The organism is Rhodococcus sp. 06-418-5, assembly GCF_002258285.1.
Lineage (GTDB): Bacteria > Actinomycetota > Actinomycetes > Mycobacteriales > Mycobacteriaceae > Rhodococcoides.
Window position 1 is genome coordinate 67,050 of record NZ_NOYE01000032.1, and the last position, 18,495, is coordinate 85,544.

Below are 18,495 nucleotides of genomic sequence, written 5' to 3' on the forward strand. Positions count from 1 at the left end.
GTACCGGCGATTAGCAGGTCAGATGCACGCTCTGGCATAATCAACGGCCGAGTCCGGTTCCGGTTCACGTCTTCGATCGGCGAAGACGACCCGGCGACCACTAGAGAGAACGGTAAGGACACCATGAAGGCAGGAATTCACCCCGACTACACACTGACGACAGTCGTCTGTGGTTGCGGCAATACTTTCGAGACCCGAAGCACCACCGACAAAGAGCGCATCAGCGTCGAGGTCTGCTCGCAGTGCCACCCCTTCTACACCGGCAAGCAGAAGATTCTCGACACCGGCGGCCGCGTCGCTCGCTTCGAGGCTCGCTACGGCAAGCGCGCCGGCAAGAAGGCCGACGCAGACAGCTAGCTGTTTCGCCGACGCCCGTCCTGTGCATCACAGGGCGGGCGTCGGCTTTTTTGTGTCCACATTCAGTTGCACCCGCGTTCGAGAGTGAGTCACCACCATGGCGAGAACAGACAAGCCTTCGGCCATCGACGACATCCTCGCCGAACACTCCGGACTCGAGCAGCAACTCGCCGACCCGGCTCTGCACAACGATCCGTCCGCGGCCCGCAGAGCGGGCAAGAGATTCGCCGAACTGGCCCCCATCATGTCCGCGCACACCAAGCTGACCTCCGCGCAGGACGACCTCGAAGCCGCACGGGAGTTGGCGGCCGACGATTCGTCGTTCGCGGCCGAGATTCCCGACCTCGAAGCGACGGTGCTGCAGCTCGAGCAGACTCTGACCGACCTGCTGGCACCGCGCGATCCGCACGACGGCGACGACATCGTGATGGAGGTCAAGTCGGGTGAGGGCGGCGAGGAGTCGGCGCTCTTCGCGGCCGATCTCGCGCGGATGTACGTGCGCTACGCCGAACGCCGCGGGTGGCGCGTGGAGGTGCTCGACGCGAACGTCTCCGACCTTGGCGGGTACAAGGACGCGACGTTGTCGATCAAGACCAAGGATCCCCTCGACGGCGTCTGGGCACGGCTGAAGTTCGAGGGCGGAGTCCACCGCGTCCAACGGGTACCGGTGACCGAATCGCAGGGGCGTGTACACACCTCTGCGGCAGGCATCCTGGTGTACCCCGAACCGGACGAGGTCGAAGAGGTACAGATCGACGAGTCCGACTTGCGTATCGACGTGTACCGCTCGTCGGGCAAGGGTGGACAGGGCGTCAACACCACCGACTCCGCAGTCCGGCTCACGCACCTGCCCACGGGCATCGTGGTCACCTGCCAGAACGAGCGCTCGCAGCTGCAGAACAAGGCGCGCGCGATGCAGGTTCTCGCCGCTCGCCTACAGGCGGCCGCGGAGGAAGCGGCCAACGAAGAGGCCTCGGCCGGTCGAGCCAGCCAGGTGCGTACCGTCGACCGCTCGGAGCGGATCAGAACCTACAACTACCCCGAGAACCGCATCACCGATCACCGCATCGGCTTCAAGGCACACAACCTCGACGCTCTGCTCGACGGGGAAATGGATGCGTTGCTCGACGCGCTCGCCAAGGCAGACCGCGATGCGCGCATGCAAGCAGAGTAACTGCGGCGCAAAGCTTTACAGATTTCGCCGGGCTGATTCACGGATCGGTAAGTTACCCTGGCGGCCAGGTTCGACCCCGTAACAGCGCCCGAGAGGCACACCAGAGATGAACCAGGCCCTGACCCCCGCAGGCGAGAACGCCGTGTCCGAGCTGTCGGCGCGCTACGGCGTCTCGACCGACGCCGTCCGCACCATGCTCGACGCCGTCAACAACGGCCGCGGCAGCATGGCGCAGTTCAACATTCCCGAGCTCGGCGGCAGTGGGCAATGGATGCGCGGCGGAATGACCATGGTAGGCAACATGTTCGATCACGGACTCAAGAGCCGGGTCGACGGCCTCTGCCGCGATCTGTCTGCCGTGCTCTCGCAGCATCAGGTGTACCCACCCAGAGAGACCGGCAGCGGCTCGTTCGGTGGCAACTCGTTCGGCGGCGGCTCGTGGTGGCCGTCGGATCTCGGTACGCCGAGCTCGAGCGGTGGTCAGAACGGCTCGCAGTACGCCGTGTTCCCGGGTTCTCGACGCCTCGCCGTGTCGGTCGGCGGCGAACTGGCCGTGTACGACACTCTCGATCACTCCATCGGCGGGGTTCAGCAACAGCAGGGCGGTGGACCGGGCTCGCTGGAGTTCACCAGCCAGTACGGCACGTTCACCGCCGGCAGCCTGCCTCGCGTCGACCAGCAGTCGAGTGGAACGAACTCGCAGAACCAGCCGGCACCGCAATCCGCCTCGCCGCCCCACGCGTACGCGTCGTCCTCGGAACCCTCCTCGAACCAATCGCTCCGGAGCAACTCGTCGGGTGTTGACATCTCCGACATCACGGCGGCGATCGAGGCGCTGGCGGGTCTGCACGCGAAAGGCTTCCTGACCGACGACGAGTTCCACGCCAAGAAGTCGGAGTTGCTGGGGCGCTTGTGACCGGGCTGTCGGAGCCTCGTGGCAGTCTGTACGAGTGAGCCGAAAGCCGCTACGTCTGGCCATCCTCGAAGCAACATCGATGCTCGATGCTGCCGGTGTGCCGAGCCCACGGGTCGATGCGGAGCTGCTCGCCGCACACCTCGTCGGAGTCGATCGCGGCCGTCTCGGTCTGGTGCCGCTCGTGGAACCCGAGCTCGTCGAGGCGTACTTCCGAACCGTCGAGCAACGCGCGAAACGCATTCCGCTGCAATACATCACGGGAACCACGTCGCTGGGCAACATCGACGTCGAAGTAGGACCCGGCGTGTTCGTGCCCCGACCGGAAACCGAATTGTTGTTGGCCTGGGCTCTGGCGTTCCTCGAAAACGTCGACCACCACCCGCCGGTGATTCTCGATCTGTGCACGGGCTCGGGGGCATTGGCACTGGCGATCGCAAACGCTCGGCCCGACGCCGTCGTCCATGCCGTCGAACTCGACCCGTCGGCATTGGCGTGGGCCCGGCGCAATGCCGATCTGCGCAGTGGCCTCGGTGATACCCCGATCACACTGCACCACGGCGACGTCACGGCCCGTGACCTGTTGACCGAGCTCGACGGTGCAGTCGACATGATCGTCGCCAACCCGCCCTACATCCCGGAGGGGGCAGAACTCGATCCCGAGGTGATCGACCACGATCCACACATGGCGCTGTTCGGCGGTGCGGACGGACTGTCGGTCATCGAACCGATGATCGCCAACATCGCCCGCTGGCTTCGGATCGGCGGTGGCGTCGCGATCGAACACGACGACTCCAATGGCAGCGAGGTTGCGGCGTTGCTGTCCAGGCGACGAGTGTTCACCGAGGTCACCGCGCATCCGGATCTGGCGGGTAGGCCCCGGTTCGTCGTCGCCGCACGGGCACACCCGGCCTCGGCCTGACGACGGGAACGGCAGGCGGGCGACACCTGACATCACTTCGTTATCGAAGGTGGAAGGATAGGTGCCGTGAGTACCGTCTACGACTGCCGTGAAGCCGACGCGCGCGCTGCCGGATTGACCGCTGCCCGCGGTGCCCTCAAGTCCGGCCGACTCGTCGTGATGCCTACCGACACCCTGTACGGGATCGCCGCCGATGCATTCGACGGCAGCGCCGTCACGGATCTGCTCCGCGCGAAGGGTAGGGGACGCGACATGCCCGTGCCCGTGCTCGTCGGATCGTGGAACACCATCGACGGACTGGTCCAGAGCGTCCGACCACGCACCCGAGATCTCATTCGTGCCTTCTGGCCCGGCGCACTGAGCATCGTCGTGCAGCAGGCTCCATCCCTGGCCTGGGATCTGGGCGACGCCCAGGGCACCGTCATGTTGCGGATGCCGCTGCACCCGGTTGCACTCGAGCTGTTGCGCGAGGTCGGCCCACTCGCGGTGTCCAGCGCCAACATCTCCGGCAGTCCACCCGCCACCACCGTGACGGAGGCACGAGAACAACTGGGCGGCTCGGCCGCTGTCTATCTGGACGGGGGACCGGCCGATCACGCGGTGGCGTCGACCATCATCGATCTGACGAGCGATCGAGCTCGAATTCTGCGGGTCGGTGCAATCCCCACCGAGAAGATTGCCGAGGTTCTCGGTGTCACCGCCGAAAGCCTGGTCCCGGGAGCGTCCTGACATGCCTGTCCGCGCCGCATGAGCGTCGAAATGCTGGCTCAGTCGAACCTGGGTGCAGGTGTTCCGATTCGCGAACTGCTGCTGGTCTTTCTCACTGCCGCAGTGGTCACGTTCTTCGCCACCGGCGGGGTCCGCGTAGCCGCCGTCAAGTTCGGGGCCGTCGCCGTTCCACGTGATCGTGACGTCCACGTACAGGCGACCCCGAGGCTCGGGGGAGTGGGCATCTACGTGGGCATGCTGGCTGCGCTGCTGTTCGCGTCGCAGCTGCCCGCTCTGGCACGTGGATTCGATGTCGCCTACAACCGCGACATCCCGGCCGCGCTGGTCGCGGGCTTCGTGATCGTGCTCGTCGGCGTCATCGACGACCGATGGGGTCTGGACGCCCTCACCAAGTTCGTCGGCCAGGTGACGGCAGCGGGCGTGCTGGTGATCATGGGTGTCAGTTGGGTCGTCTTGTATCAGCCGTGGGGAGGCGAGCCCGGTCAGCCGGGCAGCACCCTGGTTCTCGATCAACTGCAAGCCGGATTGGTGACGGTTCTGATCACCGTCGTGATCGTCAATGCGATGAACTTCGTCGACGGTCTCGACGGTCTGGCGGCCGGTCTCGGGCTCATTTCCTCGGTGGCCATCTGCATCTTCTCGGTGGGGTTGCTGCAAGAGCAGGGAGGCGACGTCGGCGTCTACCCACCGGCGCTGATCGCAGCGGCGCTGGCGGGCGCGTGCCTGGGGTTCCTGCCGCACAATTTTCAGCCCGCGCGCATCTTCATGGGAGATTCGGGCTCCATGCTCATCGGGCTGACGCTGGCCACGATCTCGACGAGCGCCTCGGGGCGGATCCCGCTGACGGCATACGGTCCACGAGATCTGTTGGGTTTGCTGTCGCCGCTGCTGCTGGTCGGGGCGGTGATGCTCATTCCGATCCTCGACCTGCTGCTGGCTGTCATCCGCCGCACCCGAGCAGGGCGGAGTCCCTTCAGTCCCGACAAGATGCATCTGCATCATCGGCTGCTCCAGATCGGACATTCGCACCGCCGGGTGGTGCTGGTGATCTATCTGTGGGTCGGTGTCCTCGCTTTCGGGGCGGTGGGGTCGTCCCTGTTGGATCGGCGAATCGTGGTGCTCCTGGTCGCGGCCGGCCTGGTGTTCGCGCTGGTCGTCACCGCTGTACCGACACTGAGGGTGGATCGATCGCATGGGTCGCGGGTACGAAGCGCTCGACGAGGCGGTTGATCCCGTCGGCTGTTCGCGGTCGCGTGCTGGGTACCCTCGACAACTGTGACCTTCACTCCGCAGTCCATGCCCGATCAATTCGCGCCGCTGCGCGCCGCAGTCCGATACGGACTCATCGGACTGGTGGTGCTGACCGTGGTGAGTGTGGGTATATCCGTGGCCGCGGCCGGAACGCCCGGCCTGTGGGGATCGATCATCGGTGTGGCCATCGGCGGAGGCTTCGTCATCACGACGGCGTTGTCGGTTGCTCTGACCACGCGTTTCCCGGCCTCGGCGGTCGGAGCCCTGTTGTTGGGCGGTTGGTTGGTGAAGATGGTGATCGCCCTGATCGTGCTGGTCGCACTCAAGGATGCCGACTTCTACAACCGTTACTCGTTGGGACTGACCATTCTGGGAGCACTCGTCGTCGTTCTCGGTGCGGAGGTCTTCGGGGTCGTCAAGACCAAGGTGGCCTACGTGGACAGCGTCCCCGCCGAGGACGAGACCGACGATCGGTAGTACGACAGCCTGTCGTAATCGGTTAAGCTGAGGGCCGCCTACACAACGTCGTAGTTCTGTTGATAAAGTTTGCATCAAGCGGCGGGCAAGACCGGGACGAAAGAGACTTTTTCCCCGGACTCGACCCCCGCAGGTAGCAGTCAGCGTGAGCTTCCTTACAGTAGGCCCGGAGTCATCGACTTCGGCAACGTAAGGTTCCGCCCTGAGAGTTGCCGAGTCGACGTGAGTCGCCGACACCCGACAGACGCTTGGCCGATGAAGACCGGGCCTCAGCCTCTGACGATTGCGAGCCGATTTTCGTCGACTTGATAGATCGTCATTGTCCGATCGAACCGCAGTCGCTACCCGGCTGCGGCCCGAACACGGGAGAGACCGCTGAGCGTCACCACCCTGGCTGCGGAATACAGTCCGCCGTCACTATCCGATTTCTTTCCTCCCGCGGTGCTGTTCGAGGGGACCCCGTTCGAGCTCGACAGGCTGATGCTCATCCGCATCCTGATGTCGGCGATTCTGATCATCTTCATGGTGGTTGCCCTCCGCAGCCCGAAGATCGTTCCGCGTGGTCTTCAGAACGTCGGAGAGATCGCTCTCGATTTCGTTCGGATCCACGTCGCAGAAGATGTGCTCGGTAAAGAACAGGGTCGTCGGTTCCTGCCCGTCATCATGACCATCTTCTTCACTGTGTTCGCGGTGAACGCGAGCGCCGTCATTCCGTTTCTGAACATCTCGTCGAATGCCCGCATCGGTCTACCGATCGTGCTTGCCGCGGTCGCGTACGTCGCGTTCATCTACGCAGGTGTCAAGAAGTTCGGAGTCGGAAAGTTCGTCAAGGGCACCATCGTCATCCCGGGCATTCCTCCCGCGATGCACGTGCTGCTGATCCCGCTGGAGTTCGTCTCGAACTTCGTACTCCGTCCGTTCACTCTGACGGTGCGTCTGCTCGCCAACATGCTGGCCGGCCACATCATGCTCGTGCTGTTCTTCAGCGCGACCCAGTTCTTCCTCTTCGAGGCGTCGGCCGGGCTGAAGATCTTCGCTGCACCCTCGCTCATCATGGGCTTCTTGTTCACGATGTTCGAGATGCTGGTGATCTTCCTCCAGGCCTACATTTTCGCGCTGCTCACGGCGATCTACATCGATCTGTCGCTGCACGCCGACTCGCACTGACCGACCAACTGACCGAACCAGCTACACCGCCACTTCCGACACCCGGATGTGGACCGAAGAAAGGGAACGGAAAACCCAATGAGCCTTGAAGTTCTGGCCCAGGCGCAGGAAATCACCGCAAGCGGATACGGCGCCATCGGCTACGGCCTCGCAGCGATCGGCGGTGGCATCGGCCTCGGCCTGGTCGTCGCCAAGAACATGGAAGCGACCGCTCGTCAGCCCGAGCTGGCCGGTCAGCTCCGTACCACCATGTTCCTCGGCATCGCATTCACCGAGTCCCTCGCCCTGATCGGCCTCGTCGCCGGCTTCATTCTCTGAGAGCGCGATGACAAACGCGATTACGTTGCTGGCGGCGGAGGGGGAGGAATACAACCCTCTTCTGCCCGCAACCTACGACATCGTTTGGTCGATCGTCTGTGTCGCGGCAATCGGCTTCCTATTCTGGAAGTACGTGGTGCCGCGCTTCACCAAGGTTCTCGCTGAGCGTTCCGAGCTCATCGAAGGCGGAATCAAGAAGGCCGAAGAGGCACAGGCAGAAGCCAAGGCTGCACTCGAGCAGTACCACGCTCAGCTGGCCGACGCCCGTTCCGAGGCCGCGCAGATCCGTGAGGAAGCGCGCACCCAGGGGCAGGCGATTCTCGCCGAGATGAAGGAAAAGGCGCAGGAAGAAAGCGACCGGATCGTGGCTGCAGGTCACAATCAGCTCGTTGCTCAGCGTCAGCAGATCGTCACCGAACTTCGTGGCGACCTCGGACGCACGGCCGTCGAACTCGCCGAGAAGGTCATCGGAGAGCAGCTGTCCGACGACGCGAAGCGTTCCAGTTCGATCGATCGCTTCCTCAACGAGTTGGATTCCGTCACCGCGGACTCCGCATCCGGAAAGTGAGTCGAACCATGTACGCAACTTCTCGTGAGGCACTCGCCCGCACGCGGTCGGTCGCCCACGAAGCTCTGGGGTCCGCGTCGGCAGGCGAGGCAACAGCCGTCGCTGCTCAGACCGGTGCCGAGTTGTTCGCCGTCGTCGAGACTCTCGACGCGCAGCGCACGTTGCGTACCGCTCTTGCCGATTCGTCGGTCGAGGGCGTTCGGCGAAGCGATCTGGCCGGAGAGGTCTTCTCCGGCCAGGTGTCGAGTGCAACGGCGACGATCGTCAAGGCCGCGGCAGGCGAAAGCTGGTCCAACGCCCGTGACCTGCTGAACTCGCTGGTCGAGCTGGGTCGTGAAGCTCTGCTTCGCGCCGCGGCCGATCAGGATCAGTTGGACACGGTCGAGGACGAACTGTTCCGGCTCGGACGGATCATCGCTGCCAACCCGCAGCTCGAGCAGGCCCTGTCGGATCGCTCGAAGCCTTCGCAGGCCAAGCGCGAACTGCTCGGTCGTCTGCTCTACGGCAAGGTCACCGCGGTCACCGAGGCGCTCGCAGTGCAGGCTGTGACGCGTCCGCGGAAGGCGGCCCCCGCCGACGTACTCAACGGTCTGGCCGATCTGGCCGCCGAACAGCGCGACCGCGCGGTGGCACACGTCCGGAGCGCAGCACCACTGAGCGACAGTCAGCTCGAGAAGCTGACGGCCACCTTGACCCGCACGTACGGCAAGCAGGTCACGGTGCATGTCGAGGTCGATACCGAACTGCTCAGCGGACTTGTCGTTCGTATCGGCGACGAGGTCATCGACGGTAGCGGGGCAGGCCGCCTCGCTGCATTGCGAAAGACGCTCAAATAGTCCGACACGGACACAGTAACGAGAAGAAGCGTCTCGACTTTCGAGACATTTCACCCCGCGATCATTTGAAGGAAGAGCAGGAAACACTATGGCGGAGCTGACGATCTCCTCCGACGAGATCCGTAGCGCGATCGATAACTTCACCGCGAGCTACTCACCGGAGTCTTCCCGCGAGGAGGTCGGCACGGTTACGGACACGAGCGACGGAATCGCTCACGTGTCCGGATTGCCGTCGGCGATGTCCAACGAACTGCTGGAATTCCCCGGCGGAGTCCTCGGTGTCGCGCTGAACCTGGATGCCACCGAGATCGGTGCCGTCATCCTCGGTGACTACGAGCACATCGAAGAAGGCCAGGAAGTCAAGCGCACCGGAGACGTGCTGTCGGTCCCCGTGGGCGACGGCTACCTCGGCCGTGTCGTCGATCCTCTGGGCAAGCCCATCGACGGCCTCGGCGACATCGAGTCCTCCGAGACCCGCGCCCTCGAACTGCAGGCTGCCTCGGTGCTCGAGCGTCAGCCCGTCGAGGAGCCGCTGCAGACCGGCATCAAGGCGATCGACGCCATGACCCCGATCGGCCGCGGCCAGCGTCAGCTCATCATCGGCGACCGCAAGACCGGCAAGACCGCGGTCTGCATCGACGCGATCCTGAACCAGAAGGCCAACTGGGAGAGCGGTGACGAGAAGAAGCAGGTTCGCTGCATCTACGTCGCCATCGGCCAGAAGGGCTCCACGATCGCAGGCGTCAAGGCTGCACTCGAAGAGCAGGGCGCACTCGAATACACGACCATCGTCGCGGCTCCCGCGTCCGATTCGGCCGGCTTCAAGTGGCTCGCCCCGTACACCGGCTCGGCCATCGGCCAGCACTGGATGTACCAGGGCAAGCACGTCCTCATCGTGTTCGACGACCTGACCAAGCAGGCCGAGGCGTACCGCGCCATCTCGCTGCTGCTGCGTCGCCCGCCGGGCCGCGAGGCATACCCCGGTGACGTCTTCTACTTGCACTCCCGTCTGCTGGAGCGTTCGGCGAAGCTGTCCGACGAGCTCGGTGGCGGATCGTTGACGGCTCTGCCGATCATCGAGACCAAGGCCAACGACGTCTCGGCGTACATCCCGACCAACGTCATCTCCATCACCGACGGCCAGGTCTTCCTGGAATCGGACCTGTTCAACAAGGGCGTCCGTCCCGCGATCAACGTCGGCATCTCGGTGTCCCGAGTCGGCGGCGCGGCACAGACCAAGGGCATGAAGAAGGTCTCCGGATCTCTTCGCCTCGAGCTCGCTCAGTTCCGCGAGCTGGAAGCCTTCTCGGCGTTCGCTTCCGACCTCGACGCGGCCTCCAAGGCACAGCTCGAGCGCGGCGCTCGTCTGGTCGAACTGCTCAAGCAGGATCAGTACGCCCCGGTTGCGGTCGAAGATCAGATCGTCTCGATCTGGCTCGCAGGCCAGGGTACGTACGACTCGGTGCCCGTCGGCGACGTCCGTCGCTTCGAGACCGAGCTGCTCGAGGATCTGCACCGCAACGCCGGCGGCGTCTACGACAGCATTGCCGGCGGCAAGGCCCTCGACGAGGACAACCAGAAGGCACTGACCGAGGCGACGGAGAAGTTCAAGGCCGGATTCGTCGATTCGGACGGCAACCGCGTCGTCAACGAAGCGGAGGCCGACACTCTGAACGCCGATGAGGTCAGCCAGGAGCAGGTCAACGTCACCCGCAAGACAGTCAGCAAGTAGGCCGGCGATGACAGGTGACAAGACGAGTACAGAAGGGAGCGTGAACAGCTAGATGGCAAGCATTCTCGAGCTTCGCTCCCGCATCAAGTCGGTCAACTCGACCAAGAAGATCACCAAAGCACAAGAGTTGATCGCGACATCGCGAATCACCAAGGCTCAGGCCCGCGTTGCCGCATCGAAGCCGTATGCGGAAGAGATCACCAAGGTGCTCTCCGCGTTGGCGAGTGCATCGAGCTCGCTCGATCACCCGCTGCTCAACGAGCGACCCGAGCCCAAGCGTGCTGCGGTTCTGGTCGTGACCAGTGACCGCGGTATGTGCGGCGGCTACAACTCCAACGTGCTCAAGGAAACGGAGGAGCTGTTCCAGCTGCTCCGTTCCGAGGGCAAGGATCCGGTCATCTACGTCCTCGGCGCAAAAGGCCTGGGCTACTACACATTCCGCGAGCGGGATGTGAAGGGTGCCTGGACGGGCTTCTCACAGGAGCCCGGCTATGCCGACGCGGCCAAGGCGAGCAGGCACCTGGTCGAGCTGTTCATGGCCGGCTCGGGCACCGAGGTCGACGCTCCCAACGGTGAAGGCACCGTCGAGGGCGTGGACGAGTTGCACATCGTCTACACCCGCTTCGTGTCGATGCTCACGCAGAAGCCCGAAGTTCGCCGTATGGCACCGCTCGAAATCTCGTACACCGACGAGGAATTCGAGATGGGAGCAGATGCGCTGAGCGACTCGCCGAACGCAGATGTGCAGGCACAGTACGAGTTCGAGCCGGAAGCAGGAACTCTGCTCTCGGCGCTGCTGCCCAAGTACATCAGCACCAGGATCTACGCGTCGTTGCTAGACGCAGCAGCGTCGGAGTCCGCGGCGCGTCGTACCGCCATGAAGGCAGCGACGGACAACGCGAACGAATTGGTCGAGACCCTGAGCCGCCAGGCCAACCAGGCTCGGCAGGCCCAGATCACCCAGGAAATCAGCGAAATCGTCGGTGGCGCCAACGCGTTGGCCGACAGCGCAGGAAGTGACTAAGCAATGACCGCAGCAGTAGCCCAAGAGAACGCGAGCGGAGCGGACACACAGTCCGGCCGTGTCGTTCGGGTCATCGGCCCCGTTGTGGACGTCGAGTTCCCGCGCGGCTCGATTCCCGCACTGTTCAACGCCCTCAACGCAGAGATCACTCTGCCGACCGTGGCCAAGACCCTGACGCTCGAGGTCGCACAGCACCTCGGCGACAACTTGGTTCGCACCATCTCGATGCAGCCCACCGACGGACTCGTCCGCGGCACTGCAGTCGTCGATTCGGGCAAGCCGATCTCGGTTCCCGTCGGTGACGTCGTCAAGGGCCACGTGTTCAACGCCCTCGGTGACTGCCTGGACACCCCCGGACTCGGCCGCGACGGCGAGCAGTGGGGCATCCACAGGAAGCCACCAGCCTTCGATCAGCTCGAGGGCAAGACAGAGATCCTCGAGACCGGCATCAAGGTCATCGACCTTCTGACCCCGTACGTCAAGGGCGGAAAGATCGGATTGTTCGGTGGTGCCGGCGTCGGCAAGACCGTTCTGATCCAGGAAATGATCACTCGTATCGCACGCGAGTTCTCCGGCACCTCGGTGTTCGCAGGAGTCGGCGAGCGCACCCGTGAGGGCACCGACCTTCACCTCGAGATGGAAGAGATGGGCGTCCTCCAGGACACCGCCCTCGTCTTCGGCCAGATGGACGAGCCGCCCGGCACGCGTATGCGCGTGGCGTTGTCGGCGCTGACCATGGCGGAGTACTTCCGCGATGTTCAGGGACAGGACGTTCTTCTGTTCATCGACAACATCTTCCGCTTCACCCAGGCCGGTTCGGAGGTGTCGACCCTTCTCGGTCGCATGCCGTCGGCCGTCGGTTACCAGCCCACGCTGGCGGACGAGATGGGTGAGCTCCAGGAGCGCATCACCTCGACCCGTGGACGCTCGATCACCTCGCTGCAGGCGATCTACGTTCCCGCCGACGACTACACCGACCCGGCCCCGGCCACGACGTTCGCGCACCTCGATGCGACCACCGAGCTCTCGCGTCCGATTTCGCAGATGGGTATCTACCCCGCTGTGGACCCGCTGAGCTCCACCTCACGCATCCTCGAGCCCGGCATCGTCGGCGCGGAGCACTTCCGCGTCGCCAACGAGGTCAAGCGGATCCTGCAGAAGTACAAGGAACTGCAGGACATCATCGCCATCCTCGGTATGGACGAGCTTCAGGAAGAGGACAAGGTTCTGGTCGGCCGCGCACGTCGCCTCCAGAAGTTCCTCGGCCAGAACTTCATCGTTGCCGAGAAGTTCACCGGCGAGGCCGGTTCGGTCGTGTCGCTCTCCGACACCATCGAGGCATTCGACAAGGTCACCAAGGGTGAGTACGACCACCTTCCCGAGCAGGCCTTCAACAGCTGTGGTGGTCTCGACGATGTCGAGGCAGCCGCGAAGAAGATGGCCGGAAAGTAGACCGACGTGACTTCTTCCGAGAAGAGCGGCATGGAGGTCTCCCTGGTCGCTGTGGAGCAAAAGCTGTGGTCCGGTACCGCGACCATCGTCAGCGCCCAGACCACCGAAGGTGAGATCGGCATCATGCTGGGCCACGAGCCCGTCCTCGGTCAGTTGATCGAGGGTGGCACGGTGTCGATCACGACCACGGACGGCGAGAAGCTCATCGCGGCCGTCCACGGTGGATTCCTGTCGGTGACGGGCAAGACGGTCACCGTGCTGGCAGAATCGGCCGATTTCGCCGACGACATCGATGTCGAGGCGGCACGGGCTGTAGTGGCAGAGAACGGCGACGACGTCGAGGCCATTGCGGTGGCCAAGGGTCGTATCCGCGCTGTCGAGCGGTCCTAGGTTCACGAGAAGCCGCGACGAGACCTGCGATGCACTACGGATTGATTGTTCTGATCATTCTGGTTGTGCTGCTCGCAGGGCTCGTCGCGGCTTTCGCGTACCGTCTGATGGTTCTTCGCCGCGGTGGAACCGCGGCGATCATGCGGGTGTTGCCGTCGGACGGCGGCGCAGGTTGGCGTCACGGCATCATCCGGTACGGCGACAACACGCTCGTCTTCTTCAAGCTGTCTAGTCTTCGCCCCGGCCCTGATCACCGCCTGGGTCGGCAGGACATTCACGTGGGTGATCGACGAGCCCCACGGGACACCGAGTTCGACATCATGACTCCCGACATCGCGGTGTTGGAACTGTCCGACAACGGAAAATATTTCGAGATCGCCCTGGACAGAAGTGCGTTGACCGCTTTCCTGTCCTGGGTCGAGTCTCGGCCCTCCGGCCGCTCGCGTCGCCGCAGGCCTGCGGCCTGATCAGCTCTCGTCGGTAGCCGGTTCACCCGGCGTGCGGCTCGATCCGGGGACCCACTGGACGTCGCCTTCGGGGTTGGCGTAGCGGCTCAGAATGAACAGTAGGTCCGAGAGTCGGTTGAGGTATTTCGCAGGCAAGGCACTCGTTGTCTCCGGGCTTGCGTGCACAGCAGCCCACGCCGACCGCTCCGCGCGTCGGGCCACCGTTCGCGATACGTGAAGCAGCGCTCCCAGCGGCGTTCCGCCGGGCAGGATGAACGACGTCAGTGCAGGAAGATCCTCGTTGAACTCGTCGCACCACCCTTCGAGGCGGTCCACGTAGCTCTGATCGATGCGCAGTGGCGGGTACTGCGGATTCTCGACGACCGGAGTCGACAGATCGGCGCCCGCGTCGAAAAGATCGCTCTGGATCGTGCGGATCACCGAGTGGACCGATTCGGGCGGGTTGCCCAGTGCGAGAACCACACCGAGGCTGGCGTTGGTCTCGTCGCAGTCAGCGTAGGCAATCAGTCGTTCGTCGTTCTTGGACACCCTCGAGAAATCGCTCAGCCCGGTGGTCCCGTCGTCGCCGGTTCTCGTATAGATGCGGGTGAGGTGGACGGCCATGCGCGCTACGGTACCGCGCGGGTGTCGGCCGGTCCCGCTGGCTACGCTGTCGACGTGAGTGAACGCTTTTTGGTCAACGGTGGTAATCGCCTCGTCGGTGAGGTGGCGGTCGGTGGTGCGAAGAACAGCGTCCTCAAATTGATGGCGGCGGCGCTGCTGGCAGAGGGTACGAGCACGATCACCAATTGCCCCGACATCCTGGACGTGCCACTGATGGCAGAGGTGTTGCGCGGGCTCGGCTGTGAGGTCGAGTTGGAGGGATCGGTCGTTCACATCACCACGCCTGCCATGCCGAAGTATCACGCCGATTTCGCGGCAGTCCGCCAGTTCCGCGCGTCGGTCTGCGTGTTGGGACCGCTGGTTGCGCGGTGCAAGCGAGCAGTTGTGGCACTGCCGGGTGGTGACGCGATCGGGTCGCGTCCCCTCGACATGCACCAGTCGGGTCTTCAATTGCTCGGGGCGCGCAGCGAGATTCAGCACGGGTGTGTCGTCGCCGAAGCAGACGAATTGCGCGGCGCGAACATCAGACTGGCTTTTCCGTCCGTCGGTGCCACCGAGAACATCCTGATGGCCGCAGTCCTGGCCACCGGGGAGACGGTCATCGACAACGCCGCGCGTGAGCCGGACATCGTCGACGTGTGCAACATGCTCAACGAGATGGGTGCCGACGTCCGCGGTGCCGGCACGTCGACCTTGACCATCCGTGGTGTGAGCGCGCTGAAGCCGACGACCCATCGGGTGATCGGCGATCGCATCGTGGCCGCGACCTGGGGAATCGCCGCTGCCATGACGCGTGGGGATGTGCGAGTCCGTGGTGTCAACCCCAAGCACCTGTCGTTGGTGTTGGACAAGCTGAGATCTGCCGGTGCCGAGGTCACCAGCGAGCCGGACGGCTTCCGCGTCGTTCAGCGCGAGCGGCCGCGGGCGGTCAATTTCGCGACGCTTCCGTATCCAGGGTTCCCGACCGACCTGCAGCCGATGGCCATCGGGCTTGCCACCGTCGCCGACGGCACGTCGATGATCACCGAGAACGTCTTCGAGGCTCGATTCCGGTTCGTCGAGGAGATGATCAGGCTGGGGGCCGACGCGCGTACCGATGGACACCATGCGGTGGTTCGCGGTGTGCCGCAGCTGTCCAGTGCGCCGGTGTGGTCCTCCGATATCCGAGCCGGAGCGGGTCTTGTGCTCGCGGGATTGGTGGCCGACGGCACGACGGAGGTGCACGACGTGTTTCACATCGATCGCGGTTATCCGAGATTCGTGGAGAACCTGAGTGCACTCGGTGGCAGCATCGAGCGCGTCAGCTGAGTAGCGCGGCTTCCAGCGCCTCGACCAATATGCTGATGGCATAATCCAATTCGTCGTCGGAGACGGAGCCGTATCCGACGACGATTCCACCGCGCGCTGTGGGCGAGCGGGTCGAGTGCTCGAGCGTCGGTACGTCCACACCCTTCGTGGCGCAGGACAAAGCGACGGTACGGGCTGCGTCGGAATCGAGTACCAGCACCGTGTGCAGTCCGGCTCCTACTCCCCGGAGCTCGCCGAACCTGGCCAGCGCTGCGGCGACCATGCGGTCGCGGGTGCGATAGAGCCGTCGCGCCGTTCGAACGGCTCTGTCCCATTCGCCGTCCCGCAGCATCGACGTCATTGCCTGCTGAACGGGAACCGATGGAAGATCGCCGATTGCGCGGCGCGTTGCCGAGATGCGGTCGACCATCGACCGGGGTGCCACCATCCAGCCGAGACGTATCCCGGCACCGAGGGTCTTGGAGACGGTGCCGAGGTAGACGGTTCGGTCGGGTGCCAATTCGGCCACAGTGGGTAAAGGTGCTGCACCGTAACGGAATTCGGAGTCGTAGTCATCCTCGATGATCATCGAATCGTTGTCGCGGGCCCAGTCTGCCAAGGCGCGCCGGCGACCGATGGGCATGAAGGCCCCGGTCGGGTACTGGTGCGACGGCGTGACGTACACCGCTGGTGTCCGCGGGGGAGCCGAGCCGAGCTGTTCGACGATCAGGCCGGCTCCGTCGACGGAAACGTCGTGTACCGACCATCCGCGGTGCGTCGCAAGCGCAGCAGCGGACTTGTAGCCCGGATTCTCCAGTGCCAGAACATGTTCGATCGACTCGGCAACCGAAAGCGCACCCAGGGCGAGATCGAGACCATGGATGCTGCCCGTCGTGATCACGATCGACGCCGGGGTGGTGTGAAGACCGCGTGCGCGGCGCAGAAGCTCGGCGACGCGAGTTCTGAGCTCGAGCGTGCCGGCAGAATCGGGATAGTCGCCCGGAGGCGGTGTGCTGCCGACGTCGCGCCATGCACGCTTCCAGGCATCCGACGCCGAGGGTGGAGTCCACGGGATTCCCGGACGGAGCGATATGCGCGGGGGAGTTCGTGGTGGTGCTTGTGCACTCGGCGACACCGCCACCGACCGACCTGCGCGGGGAATACGTCGGACATAGTTGCCCGAACCGCGCCGGGGATCGAGCCATCCTTCCGCGACGAGCTGTTCGTAAGCCTTCTCCACGACCGCACGCGCAATGCCCAGATCGACGGAAAGTGCTCGGGTACTGGGTAATCGAGAATCGGGTTGCAGCTCTCCGTCGTCGATCGCGGATCGGATGCGATCGGCCAATTGGACGGGAAGCGTCCGAGAGTCGGCGCGGTCGATGGTGATCGACAGAGAGATCGGGAGCATGGAGCTTCGGTATCCCTTGGCTTTCTCGACAAAGTGGCCTGAACAAGTTTGCCTTGATTGGACCATGACAGAAGGCCACTTGTCCCGCATCCTGTGAATCATGACAGTCGACGACGTGCCTCTTTCCCCGACAGCGCGAACCGTGGTGATGCGGGGTAGCAACCGTGCCAGCCTCGAACGGGCAACGTTGCTCGACGTCCTACGCTCGGCGCGCATCTGTCATGTCGGCGTGGTCGTGGCTGGATTGCCTCGCGTCGTACCGACGGTGTTCGGCGTGGATCCCAACGGTCCGGACAGGGAGGGCACGCTGTATCTCCACGGGTCAGTGGCATCACGCAGCATGATCGATGCTCCCGAGCAGGACATCTGCGTCACTACGACCGTCGTCGACGGACTCGTCCTTGCTCGATCGGCATTCCACCATTCGATGAATTACCGAAGTGCCGTCGTGGTCGGCCGGCCCCGCAGAGTGGAGGACGCCGATGAACGGATTCGGGCGCTGGACGCGATAGTCGATCAGGTGGTCCCCGGAAGGAGCGCGCATCTGCGTTCGCATACGAGGAAGGAGCTTGCTGCGACCGCGGTACTGGCGCTTCCGATGTACGAGGCGTCGGTGAAATCGCGGACCGGTGGACCCGTCGACGACGACCGCGACATTCGACAGAGCGACGTGTGGGCGGGCGTCGTCCCGGTGTGGGAGGCGCTCGGTGACGCCGAACCTGCCGAGGATCTCGCGGAAGAAATACCGGTGCCGGACCATGTAGATGCTCTGGGCCGGAACGCATTTCGGCGGTGAACGCTGTTGCAGGAGAGGCAGATCGGGCTGTGGCTGTCATCACATGCGGCTGTTGCAGCGCGAGGCGGGACCGATGACGTGACGCTACGAGGTCGAGCTGCGTAAATGCCCCAAGACCGTCGGTCGACCTGCCGATTTGCGTTGGTGTGGTTGGTGGCGTAACTTTTGTCGAGTCAGAGCGACGGACACCGACCCGGTCTTCACGGACTGGGTGAACGAGGTTGGACGTGTGGCTCGGCAGGTTGTGTCCCCCAAGAGTCGGGCCTTGTGTCCGAGACCAAGCTGGGATACGCTGGAACAGTTGCCCTCGAGGCCGACGGACTGCGTGTTCGTGGGGTGAGAGTGTGTGCGTGTTCTTTGAGAACTCAACAGTGTGTCGATGAATGTCAGTGCCGAATTTATTTTGGTGAAAGCATTCGATGTATCAGCCATCCGCTTGTGGTGGTTGTTGTCGGGTGTTGTTTGAAATGCTAGTTGAGTTTTTTTGCTAGTGATTTGACTCTTTATGTTTATGACTGATTTGCAGTTTCGGCTGTTGATCGAGAGTCTTTTACGGAGAGTTTGATCCTGGCTCAGGACGAACGCTGGCGGCGTGCTTAACACATGCAAGTCGAGCGGTAA

20 protein-coding genes and 1 rRNA gene are annotated in these 18,495 nt (G+C 63.8%); 19 read left to right on the top strand and 2 right to left on the bottom strand.

Going from position 1 to position 18,495, the window contains the following annotated elements:
* Positions 1-123 precede the first annotated feature (123 nt).
* From rpmE to CH274_RS24320, 16 genes are all read left to right on the top strand, one after another.
* Entirely contained in the window at positions 124-357 is a 234-nt protein-coding gene (gene rpmE / locus CH274_RS24240) for a 50S ribosomal protein L31 (protein ID WP_008715081.1), read from the top strand.
* Positions 358-454: 97 nt separating this feature from the next.
* Positions 455-1,531 carry a peptide chain release factor 1 gene (gene prfA / locus CH274_RS24245; RefSeq protein WP_032393514.1) on the top strand — a complete coding sequence of 359 codons (1,077 nt, stop codon included), beginning with the start codon at positions 455-457 and terminating at the stop codon, positions 1,529-1,531.
* A gap of 106 nt (positions 1,532-1,637) precedes the next feature.
* Complete coding sequence (locus CH274_RS24250) at positions 1,638-2,447, top strand: SHOCT domain-containing protein (RefSeq protein ID WP_094659205.1); 810 nt, start codon at positions 1,638-1,640, stop codon at positions 2,445-2,447.
* A gap of 34 nt (positions 2,448-2,481) precedes the next feature.
* A complete protein-coding gene (prmC, locus tag CH274_RS24255; protein WP_094659206.1) occupies positions 2,482-3,366 on the top strand; it encodes a peptide chain release factor N(5)-glutamine methyltransferase in 885 nt (294 codons plus the stop codon).
* 66 nt (positions 3,367-3,432) lie between these two features.
* The gene (locus CH274_RS24260; RefSeq protein ID WP_045194476.1) at positions 3,433-4,095 is read left to right on the top strand and encodes an L-threonylcarbamoyladenylate synthase; all 663 of its coding nucleotides are present in this window, start codon (positions 3,433-3,435) and stop codon (positions 4,093-4,095) included.
* Between the two features lie 18 nt (positions 4,096-4,113).
* Positions 4,114-5,325 (top strand): glycosyltransferase family 4 protein, encoded by a 1,212-nt coding sequence (locus CH274_RS24265; RefSeq protein ID WP_045194478.1) that lies wholly within the window; start codon positions 4,114-4,116, stop codon positions 5,323-5,325.
* 66 nt (positions 5,326-5,391) lie between these two features.
* Positions 5,392-5,823 (top strand): hypothetical protein, encoded by a 432-nt coding sequence (locus tag CH274_RS24270; RefSeq protein WP_179275854.1) that lies wholly within the window; start codon positions 5,392-5,394, stop codon positions 5,821-5,823.
* A 441-nt stretch (positions 5,824-6,264) separates the two neighbouring features.
* Positions 6,265-6,990, top strand: coding sequence for a F0F1 ATP synthase subunit A (atpB, locus tag CH274_RS24280; protein ID WP_032393520.1), 726 nt, complete (start codon positions 6,265-6,267; stop codon positions 6,988-6,990).
* A gap of 78 nt (positions 6,991-7,068) precedes the next feature.
* The gene (locus CH274_RS24285) at positions 7,069-7,308 is read left to right on the top strand and encodes an ATP synthase F0 subunit C (protein ID WP_008715092.1); all 240 of its coding nucleotides are present in this window, start codon (positions 7,069-7,071) and stop codon (positions 7,306-7,308) included.
* 7 nt (positions 7,309-7,315) lie between these two features.
* Positions 7,316-7,876, top strand: coding sequence for a F0F1 ATP synthase subunit B (locus CH274_RS24290; protein WP_032393521.1), 561 nt, complete (start codon positions 7,316-7,318; stop codon positions 7,874-7,876).
* A gap of 8 nt (positions 7,877-7,884) precedes the next feature.
* Positions 7,885-8,712, top strand: a complete 828-nt coding sequence (locus CH274_RS24295; protein ID WP_032393522.1) for a F0F1 ATP synthase subunit delta — start codon at positions 7,885-7,887, stop codon at positions 8,710-8,712.
* Positions 8,713-8,800: 88 nt separating this feature from the next.
* Positions 8,801-10,444, top strand: a complete 1,644-nt coding sequence (atpA, locus tag CH274_RS24300) for a F0F1 ATP synthase subunit alpha (protein WP_032393523.1) — start codon at positions 8,801-8,803, stop codon at positions 10,442-10,444.
* A 52-nt stretch (positions 10,445-10,496) separates the two neighbouring features.
* Positions 10,497-11,468: a F0F1 ATP synthase subunit gamma gene (locus CH274_RS24305; protein ID WP_045194485.1), complete on the top strand. Its 972-nt coding sequence runs from the start codon at positions 10,497-10,499 to the stop codon at positions 11,466-11,468.
* A gap of 3 nt (positions 11,469-11,471) precedes the next feature.
* Complete coding sequence (atpD, locus tag CH274_RS24310) at positions 11,472-12,920, top strand: F0F1 ATP synthase subunit beta (RefSeq protein ID WP_027497899.1); 1,449 nt, start codon at positions 11,472-11,474, stop codon at positions 12,918-12,920.
* Positions 12,921-12,950: 30 nt separating this feature from the next.
* Positions 12,951-13,310, top strand: a complete 360-nt coding sequence (locus tag CH274_RS24315) for a F0F1 ATP synthase subunit epsilon (protein WP_032393525.1) — start codon at positions 12,951-12,953, stop codon at positions 13,308-13,310.
* 29 nt (positions 13,311-13,339) lie between these two features.
* Complete coding sequence (locus tag CH274_RS24320) at positions 13,340-13,777, top strand: DUF2550 domain-containing protein (protein WP_094647098.1); 438 nt, start codon at positions 13,340-13,342, stop codon at positions 13,775-13,777.
* Here the strand turns inward: CH274_RS24320 and CH274_RS24325 are convergent, their stop codons facing one another.
* Complete coding sequence (locus CH274_RS24325) at positions 13,778-14,380, bottom strand: cob(I)yrinic acid a,c-diamide adenosyltransferase (RefSeq protein WP_094632236.1); 603 nt, start codon at positions 14,378-14,380, stop codon at positions 13,778-13,780. It abuts the gene before it with no gap.
* Between the two features lie 54 nt (positions 14,381-14,434).
* On the opposite strand from CH274_RS24325, the gene murA reads away from it, so the two are divergent.
* The gene (gene murA, locus CH274_RS24330) at positions 14,435-15,688 is read left to right on the top strand and encodes a UDP-N-acetylglucosamine 1-carboxyvinyltransferase (RefSeq protein WP_032393537.1); all 1,254 of its coding nucleotides are present in this window, start codon (positions 14,435-14,437) and stop codon (positions 15,686-15,688) included.
* Here murA and pdxR read toward each other — a convergent pair.
* A complete protein-coding gene (gene pdxR, locus CH274_RS24335) occupies positions 15,681-17,078 on the bottom strand; it encodes a MocR-like pyridoxine biosynthesis transcription factor PdxR (RefSeq protein WP_094659208.1) in 1,398 nt (465 codons plus the stop codon). The genes murA and pdxR overlap by 8 nt on opposite strands.
* A gap of 100 nt (positions 17,079-17,178) precedes the next feature.
* Between pdxR and CH274_RS24340 the strand changes: the two genes are divergently transcribed.
* Together CH274_RS24340 and CH274_RS24345 are read left to right on the top strand one after the other, a co-directional pair.
* On the top strand, positions 17,179-17,874 hold the full coding sequence (locus tag CH274_RS24340; RefSeq protein ID WP_094659209.1) for a pyridoxamine 5'-phosphate oxidase family protein: 696 nt from the start codon (positions 17,179-17,181) through the stop codon (positions 17,872-17,874).
* Between the two features lie 549 nt (positions 17,875-18,423).
* Positions 18,424-18,495 (top strand): 16S ribosomal RNA (locus CH274_RS24345); the annotation flags it as partial.

Bases quoted from the DNA above. Each gene is read 5' to 3' on its own strand.
- CH274_RS24270 (WP_179275854.1), top strand. From the start codon at position 5,392: ATGCCCGATCAATTCGCGCCGCTGCGCGCCGCAGTCCGATACGGACTC.
- CH274_RS24250 (WP_094659205.1), top strand. From the start codon at position 1,638: ATGAACCAGGCCCTGACCCCCGCAGGCGAGAACGCCGTGTCCGAGCTG.
- CH274_RS24325 (WP_094632236.1), bottom strand. From the start codon at position 14,380: ATGGCCGTCCACCTCACCCGCATCTATACGAGAACCGGCGACGACGGG.
- atpD (WP_027497899.1), top strand. From the start codon at position 11,472: ATGACCGCAGCAGTAGCCCAAGAGAACGCGAGCGGAGCGGACACACAG.
- CH274_RS24305 (WP_045194485.1), top strand. From the start codon at position 10,497: ATGGCAAGCATTCTCGAGCTTCGCTCCCGCATCAAGTCGGTCAACTCG.
- rpmE (WP_008715081.1), top strand. From the start codon at position 124: ATGAAGGCAGGAATTCACCCCGACTACACACTGACGACAGTCGTCTGT.
- CH274_RS24320 (WP_094647098.1), top strand. From the start codon at position 13,340: ATGCACTACGGATTGATTGTTCTGATCATTCTGGTTGTGCTGCTCGCA.
- CH274_RS24265 (WP_045194478.1), top strand. From the start codon at position 4,114: ATGAGCGTCGAAATGCTGGCTCAGTCGAACCTGGGTGCAGGTGTTCCG.
- CH274_RS24315 (WP_032393525.1), top strand. From the start codon at position 12,951: ATGGAGGTCTCCCTGGTCGCTGTGGAGCAAAAGCTGTGGTCCGGTACC.
- pdxR (WP_094659208.1), bottom strand. From the start codon at position 17,078: ATGCTCCCGATCTCTCTGTCGATCACCATCGACCGCGCCGACTCTCGG.
- CH274_RS24290 (WP_032393521.1), top strand. From the start codon at position 7,316: ATGACAAACGCGATTACGTTGCTGGCGGCGGAGGGGGAGGAATACAAC.
- CH274_RS24295 (WP_032393522.1), top strand. From the start codon at position 7,885: ATGTACGCAACTTCTCGTGAGGCACTCGCCCGCACGCGGTCGGTCGCC.
- prfA (WP_032393514.1), top strand. From the start codon at position 455: ATGGCGAGAACAGACAAGCCTTCGGCCATCGACGACATCCTCGCCGAA.
- CH274_RS24340 (WP_094659209.1), top strand. From the start codon at position 17,179: ATGACAGTCGACGACGTGCCTCTTTCCCCGACAGCGCGAACCGTGGTG.
- CH274_RS24285 (WP_008715092.1), top strand. From the start codon at position 7,069: ATGAGCCTTGAAGTTCTGGCCCAGGCGCAGGAAATCACCGCAAGCGGA.
- atpA (WP_032393523.1), top strand. From the start codon at position 8,801: ATGGCGGAGCTGACGATCTCCTCCGACGAGATCCGTAGCGCGATCGAT.